This window comes from Polaribacter sp. 2305UL8-11 (assembly GCF_058147165.1).
Map to the genome: position 1 here is coordinate 106656 of NZ_JBYVJW010000014.1, position 6520 is coordinate 113175.

General features: G+C 29.5%; 6 protein-coding genes. 4 read left to right on the plus strand and 2 right to left on the minus strand.

Annotated features, from left to right (window positions below):
- Positions 1–2 precede the first annotated feature (2 nt).
- Together ACY2RW_RS13285 and ACY2RW_RS13290 are read left to right on the plus strand one after the other, a co-directional pair.
- Positions 3–953, plus strand: a complete 951-nt coding sequence (locus ACY2RW_RS13285; RefSeq protein WP_490123216.1) for an MBL fold metallo-hydrolase — start codon at positions 3–5, stop codon at positions 951–953.
- A gap of 158 nt (positions 954–1111) precedes the next feature.
- Positions 1112–3592, plus strand: coding sequence for a T9SS type A sorting domain-containing protein (locus ACY2RW_RS13290; RefSeq protein ID WP_490123217.1), 2481 nt, complete (start codon positions 1112–1114; stop codon positions 3590–3592).
- A gap of 322 nt (positions 3593–3914) precedes the next feature.
- On the opposite strand, the gene ACY2RW_RS13295 is transcribed toward ACY2RW_RS13290, so the two are convergent.
- Both ACY2RW_RS13295 and ACY2RW_RS13300 read right to left on the minus strand, forming a co-directional pair.
- Positions 3915–4301 (minus strand): pyrophosphohydrolase domain-containing protein, encoded by a 387-nt coding sequence (locus tag ACY2RW_RS13295; RefSeq protein ID WP_490123218.1) that lies wholly within the window; start codon positions 4299–4301, stop codon positions 3915–3917.
- Between the two features lie 21 nt (positions 4302–4322).
- Positions 4323–5045, minus strand: coding sequence for an SDR family NAD(P)-dependent oxidoreductase (locus ACY2RW_RS13300; RefSeq protein ID WP_490123219.1), 723 nt, complete (start codon positions 5043–5045; stop codon positions 4323–4325).
- An 82-nt stretch (positions 5046–5127) separates the two neighbouring features.
- On the opposite strand from ACY2RW_RS13300, the gene ACY2RW_RS13305 reads away from it, so the two are divergent.
- The gene (locus ACY2RW_RS13305) at positions 5128–6195 is read left to right on the plus strand and encodes a vWA domain-containing protein (RefSeq protein ID WP_490123220.1); all 1068 of its coding nucleotides are present in this window, start codon (positions 5128–5130) and stop codon (positions 6193–6195) included.
- Positions 6196–6229: 34 nt separating this feature from the next.
- Positions 6230–6436 carry a hypothetical protein gene (locus ACY2RW_RS13310; protein ID WP_490123221.1) on the plus strand — a complete coding sequence of 69 codons (207 nt, stop codon included), beginning with the start codon at positions 6230–6232 and terminating at the stop codon, positions 6434–6436.
- The last annotated feature ends 84 nt before the right edge of the window (positions 6437–6520 follow it).

Below are 6520 nucleotides of genomic sequence, written 5' to 3' on the forward strand. Positions count from 1 at the left end.
TTATGAAATACTTTTGGAATGTTGTTTTGGTACTAATTTTCTTTTCTTGTAAAGGCAATTCAACCTCAAAAGAAGAGGTCAAAAAAATTAAATTTAACCAATATATTACAGTTTTAGGAACTGCTCAAGATGGAGGATACCCTCATATTGGATGCCAAAAAGAATGTTGTAGAAATGTTTACAAAGGAAAAAATAAACGTAAAAGTGTTGTTTCTTTGGGTTTGATTGATAAAGAAAATAAACAAAAATGGCTGTTTGATGCTACACCAGATATGCATACGCAATTGGCTGAATTAGAGCAAAATCATATTAAAAAGAAAATAATTATTGATGGTGTATTTTTAACACATGCACATATTGGACACTATACAGGCTTAATGTATTTTGGTAGAGAAGCTTTGGGTAAAAAAGATATTCCTGTTTTTGCAATGCCAAAAATGAAGAATTATTTAGAAACAAATGGTCCTTGGAGTCAGTTAGTTACGTTAGAAAACGTACAACTAAAAACATTAGAACACAATGTAACTATTGTTTTAAATAACAAACTAAAAGTAACCCCTTTTTTAGTACCCCATAGAGATGAGTTTTCAGAAACTGTAGGTTATAAAATTGAAGGACTAAAAAAAACGGCTTTGTTTATACCAGATATTGACAAATGGTACAAATGGAAACACTCTATTATAGCAGAAGTTAAAAAAGTAGATTATGCTTTTGTTGATGCTACTTTTTTAAATCAGAAAGAAGTAAAAAGAGCCATGACAGAAGTACCTCATCCGTTTATAGAAGAAACTGTAAACTTATTTCAAAACGAAACTTTAGCAACTAAAAACAAAGTGATTTTTATTCACTTTAACCATACAAATCCTGCTTTGCAGGAGAATAGTAAAGAGCGAAAGAAAATAGAACAGCTAGGTTTTAGGTTTGCTACAGAAGGACAGAATTATGAATTGTAATTGGGTTTGTTTCTACTAGCAGAAAAAGGAAATAGTATAAAAAGAGTAGAATAAAAGAAATTCACAAATAACAACAACTAAATTAAAAAAAATAAAATTTAAGTAGGGTAATAACACTTTATATTGTTACATATATGTAAAACGTAAAAATATAAAATATGAGAAAACAAATATTTTTCTTAGTAGCAATAATGTTACTTTCAAGCTACACAATTGCACAAAATGAAAACTTTAGAACATCTACACTAGATAAGAAAAGTAATTATTTTGAAATTGTAAACAAAAAAAATAAAGAACTGGTATTTTTAAAAGGAAAAACAGATTATAAAAGCAAAAAAGAAATTAAGCAGTTTGAACGATGGAAAGCTTTTTGGAAAGATCGAATTCTACCCGATGGCTCATTTGTTTCGGCAACACATACCTATAACGAATGGAAAAAAGAACAACAGCGCCAAAATAATTTGCAATTAAATACTAAAAGTAATGCTAATTGGACATCTATTGGCCCTTCAACTTTATCTACTGGTTTAGGAAGAATCAATACAGTTGCTTTTAATGGCACAAATACCAATACATTATATATTGCAAGTCCTGGTGGAGGCGTTTGGAAAACTACAGATGGCGGATCCACTTGGGTACCTAAAGGAGATGCACTCGGAACTATGTCTGTTTCAGACATAGTTATTAACCCAACGAATACTAATATACTATACTTGGCAACTGGAGATTGGGATGGTGTTACCAGTAGATCTATAGGTGTTTATAAATCAACAGATGGTGGAGATAACTGGACTATGACTGGTCTAACTTTTACGTTAATTGAAAATAATCTTATCAGTAAATTGCTTATAGATCCAAATAATGTAAATACTGTTTTCGCTACAACAAAAAATTCCATAAAACAAACTACAGATGGAGGAACAACCTGGACAGATGTTTTTACGGAAAATAATGCTTTTTTTAATGATATAGTCTATAAAAAAGGGAGTAACACCATTTTATATGCAACCTCAAAAACTGGAAAATTTTATATATCTACAAATAACGGTACAAGTTGGTCAGTTGCATCTACCCCTGCAACTGGTGGTGGTAGGTTAGATTTAGCTTTGACTGCAGACGATGTTAATTTAATATTAACATTAGATCAAAACGGAAATATAAGAAAATCTACCGATCAAGGATCAACTTGGACAATGGTCTCTTCCGTTCCAATTTATAATTCACAAGACGGATATAACCAAACTTTAGCCATATCGCCTATTAATAAAAATTTAATTTTAGTAGGAGGACTAACTGGTCAAAGGTCAACAGATGGTGGTTCAAATTGGGTGGTATATTTAGATCATGAATGGACAACTGGAGATCCCTTTACTCCTGCACATGTTGACCACCATGATATAAAATTTGTACCAGGTACAAATATTGCTTTTGATGTTAATGACGGAGGTATTATAAAAGGTGATGCTTCTTTAGATACTCAATGGACAAATTTAACCGCTGGTTTAGCTATTACACAATACTATAGTATTGATGGAACACCCCAAAATATAGGAAGATTTTTTGGGGGTGCGCAAGATAACGATATTACTCATTTTGATGGAACAACAATTAAAATAATTGGTGTAGGAGATGGTGTTAATGGCTTAATTGATTATTCTAACCAAAATATTAGTTGGGTTGGTGGCCAAAATGGTATTTTGCTTAGAAGCCTTGATAATTTTACAACAGAAGCATTTATAAATACGCCAGGTGGACCTTTTCTTTGGGAATTAGAAATACATCCAACAATACCTACAACAATTTTTGGAGGATTTGATGATATTTATAAATCTACCAACCGTGGAGATAGTTGGACAAACTTAAGTTCTGGAGTAGGTGATATAGAATTTATTTCCATAGCACCTTCTAATGCTGATGTAATTTATGTTTCAGGAGATAATGGTGTAGCTAAGACAACAAATGGTGGTACATCATGGCAAGATATAAATCTACCTCAAAATGGAACTGTTAAAAGTATAGAAGTACACGCTACCAACACCTCTGAAATTTACATTGCTTATTCAGGATATCTTGCAGGTAAGGTTTATAAATCTACAGATGGTGGCGTAAACTGGACAAATATAACTGGTTCATTGCCAAATGTACCTACACATCAAATACGTTACAGAACAGGAACTACCGATGGAGAGCTATTTTTAGCTACAGATCTTGGTGTGTATTATAGAACTAACACTGCAGGTGATTGGGTCAAGTTAGGAACAGGATTACCTAATGTAGCTGTAAACGATTTAGAGATACGTTATGATACTGAAAAATTAAGAGCAGCTACTTATGGTAGAGGAATGTGGGAAATTCCTATTGATGCTGGTTCTTTAAGTGTAGTAGATAATCAATTACCTGATAATTCAGTAAGTTTATACCCAAACCCTACGGTAAATAAAAACTTTAATATTCAATTAAATAATTTAGAAGGAGAAAGTGGTATCTTGATTTATAACATAATTGGTAGTGTAGTAAAAGACTTCACTAGTTCAGACAACTCAATATCAGTTGATTTAAATGATTTTTCAGGTGGAACTTATATTGTTAAAATCACAAATAATAATAAAAGTATTACAAAACTATTACTTGTGAAGTAAAATATTTATGAAGCGATTGAGAAATTCTCAATCGCTTTTTTTGTTAATGGTTATGAAAAATTTAATTTTATTGTTTTCTGTTTTTTCTGGTTGTTATTTACCAATAACTTTAATTTCTAAAACTAAAAAATAGTATATTCTGGTATACTAATAATGAAACCTTATGTAAATTCGACTTAAGATGCGAAAATTAACTAATTAGTTATAAATAATTTACATATAATTTTGAACAGTATGAACATATATAGTTTATTGCTAGCTTCTTACCTACTTACCAAAGTAATAAATCATACACAAAGACGTTAGCGAAATTCACAAAAGACTACTTATCTAAAATAGCTTTGATATTCGGTTTAAAGTAATTGGGGCCTTTTAAAACTTTACCATCTTCTCTGTAAATAGGTTTGCCATCTTCACCTAATTTACTCATGTTAGAATGCTGTATTTCATTAAAAACTTCCTCTATTTTATCTTGCATTCCGTGTTCTATAATAGTACCACACAAAATATATAACATATCTCCTAAAGCATCTGCAACCTCAACCAAATCGTTGTTTTTTGCAGCTTCTAAATATTCTTCATTTTCTTCTTTCATCAACTCAAATCGTAATTGTTTTCTTTCATCAGAAATATTTACAGTTGGTGTATCTTGTATATTTAATTTAAATGCACTGTGAAAAGCATGAACTGCTGCTATTTTATTTTTCATTATTGTAGTTTATTTTTTATTTTAAGTCGCCTTTTTTAATAACCAAGCTGGAACAATTTTTAAAACCCAAGCCACTAATCTCCATCTTTTAGAAATATAAGCAACTCTTTTCTTCTTTTTTATAGCTGTGTAAATTTGTTTGGTCGCTTTTTTTAAAGGCACTAACCAAAAAATTCCATCACCTAAAGCCATGTCTGTATCTACAAATCCTGGTCTAATTTCTGTGATAAAAACTTTTTTAGATTTTATAGATTTTGTTTTGATATACAAACTCTCTAAATAGGCTTTTTGATAAGCTTTAGATGCAAAATATACTGGTGCAGAACGATTTCCTCTAATAGATGCTATCGAAGAAATACCTACCAAATGCCCAAATTGTTGTTTTTTAAACAAATTATATGCTAATGTATATAGTTTTGTAACACCTAAAACATTGGTATTAATGCTTTGTTGTTCTTTTTCCCATTCAAATTTAGGATTGATAAACGCGACTCCAGAAGATTGCACTACTAAATCTATGGTTTTAAACTCTGCTACAATTTCATTAAACACTTTTTCTACCTCTACTACTTCCTGAATATCGTTTTGTTTGATTAAAATCTTACTTGGGTGTTCTTTTTTGATTGCTTGTAGATGCTCTAATCTTCTACCTGTAATTGCTACATGATAACCATCTTTTATTAAAAAATTGACTAAAGATTTACCAATACCAGAAGTTGCTCCAAAAATAATTGCGTTTTGCATTATTAAAAATTACTTATTTATAGGTATATATTTTAAAGTTACTCATTCCTATTTTTGAGTTTGTAATTCTAAAGATAATACTATGAACTCTAAATTAAACGTGTTCTTTAATGTTTTTTTTCTATTTCTTTTTTCTTCTTGTTGCTTTTTAGGAATAAGTAAGGATTGTGATGATGAAGATGACATAGAGAATTTAAAACAATCAAAAATACAAATTAAGGACTTAAAAACGTTAACTAGCGAAAGTAAAATAGAAGTATTTTTTAAATTGACAGATGAAAATAATGAAGGCATAGCATCTAAAACTGACAAAGACTTTAATTTATATGAAAGGGCTTTAAAAAGCAATGAAGATGAAAACTTAATAGACCCTCTTGAAGCACCAAGATACATTGTTCCAAATCCAGAAAATTTTAGCTATGCTACCATGATTGTAATGGATTTAAGTGGAAGTGTAATTGATGAAATTGAAAAAATTAAAGAAGCAGCAAAAACTTATGTAGAAAATTTGCATCAAGGAATAAACAGTGGGAATTTGGAAATTTCTATTCAATATTTTGATGGAAGAGAAAAACTGCAAGAATTAATAAATTTTTCCAACTCAAAAGCAAACATATTAGCAGCTATAGATAACATGGATAAAGCTTTACAAAAAGATATATCTACAAATTTGTATGGAGCAATTTTTCAAAGTTGTAATTTATTCCAAGTAAAAGTTCAAAATTTAAAATCAAATCCTAACACTACAATATGGGGTGCATCTATGGTTGTATTTTCTGATGGAAAAAATGAAGTTTTTAGTAAAAATAAATCAGAAATGAATATAAAAATTAATTCCATTAAGAATGATGTAGAATTTTACGTAGTAGGAGCTGGTATAGATATCAATAAAAATGTTTTAGTAGATATTGGTAGAAATGGACAATTTTATATTAATAATTATTCTCAGCTAAACTTAGCTTTAGGTAATATTCTAGATAAAATAAAAAAGGAAGCAAACAGTAATTATGCATTAGAGATTTGCACGGCTAAAAGAAAAACTAAAGTTAATTTTAGATTGGAACTAAAAGGATCTAAAACAAATCAAATAGGAACTTCTTTATATGACACTTCAAATTTTACAGGCTTAAATTGTAGTTTAAGTAATTAAATTATTTTAAATTTGTTCTATTAATTTTTTTGATTTGTTTTTAAACACTTTTTTTACAACAGGTAGAATTATTTTTATCATTTTCTTTGTCATTGCTTTTGTTGCTTTAATGGTTTACAGCTATAGAAAAGACATTAAAAACCACGAGCGTTATTATAAAGGTGCAGGAAAAAAAGTAATTCTTTACGGAAGTTTAATTATTGCCGTTTTTGTTGCTATTCGATTTCTTTTTGGCAATTAACTAGTTTACGGCTTAATGGCAAAAAATGGTTGGTAAAAACCTCTGAATCCCTTTGTAATACTGATTAAATTAAAAGTTTATTGA

Coding starts and splice junctions, on each gene's coding strand:
- ACY2RW_RS13285 (WP_490123216.1), top strand. CDS start 3: ATGAAATACTTTTGGAATGTTGTTTTGGTACTAATTTTCTTTTCTTGT.
- ACY2RW_RS13290 (WP_490123217.1), top strand. CDS start 1,112: ATGAGAAAACAAATATTTTTCTTAGTAGCAATAATGTTACTTTCAAGC.
- ACY2RW_RS13295 (WP_490123218.1), bottom strand. CDS start 4,301: ATGAAAAATAAAATAGCAGCAGTTCATGCTTTTCACAGTGCATTTAAA.
- ACY2RW_RS13300 (WP_490123219.1), bottom strand. CDS start 5,045: ATGCAAAACGCAATTATTTTTGGAGCAACTTCTGGTATTGGTAAATCT.
- ACY2RW_RS13305 (WP_490123220.1), top strand. CDS start 5,128: ATGAACTCTAAATTAAACGTGTTCTTTAATGTTTTTTTTCTATTTCTT.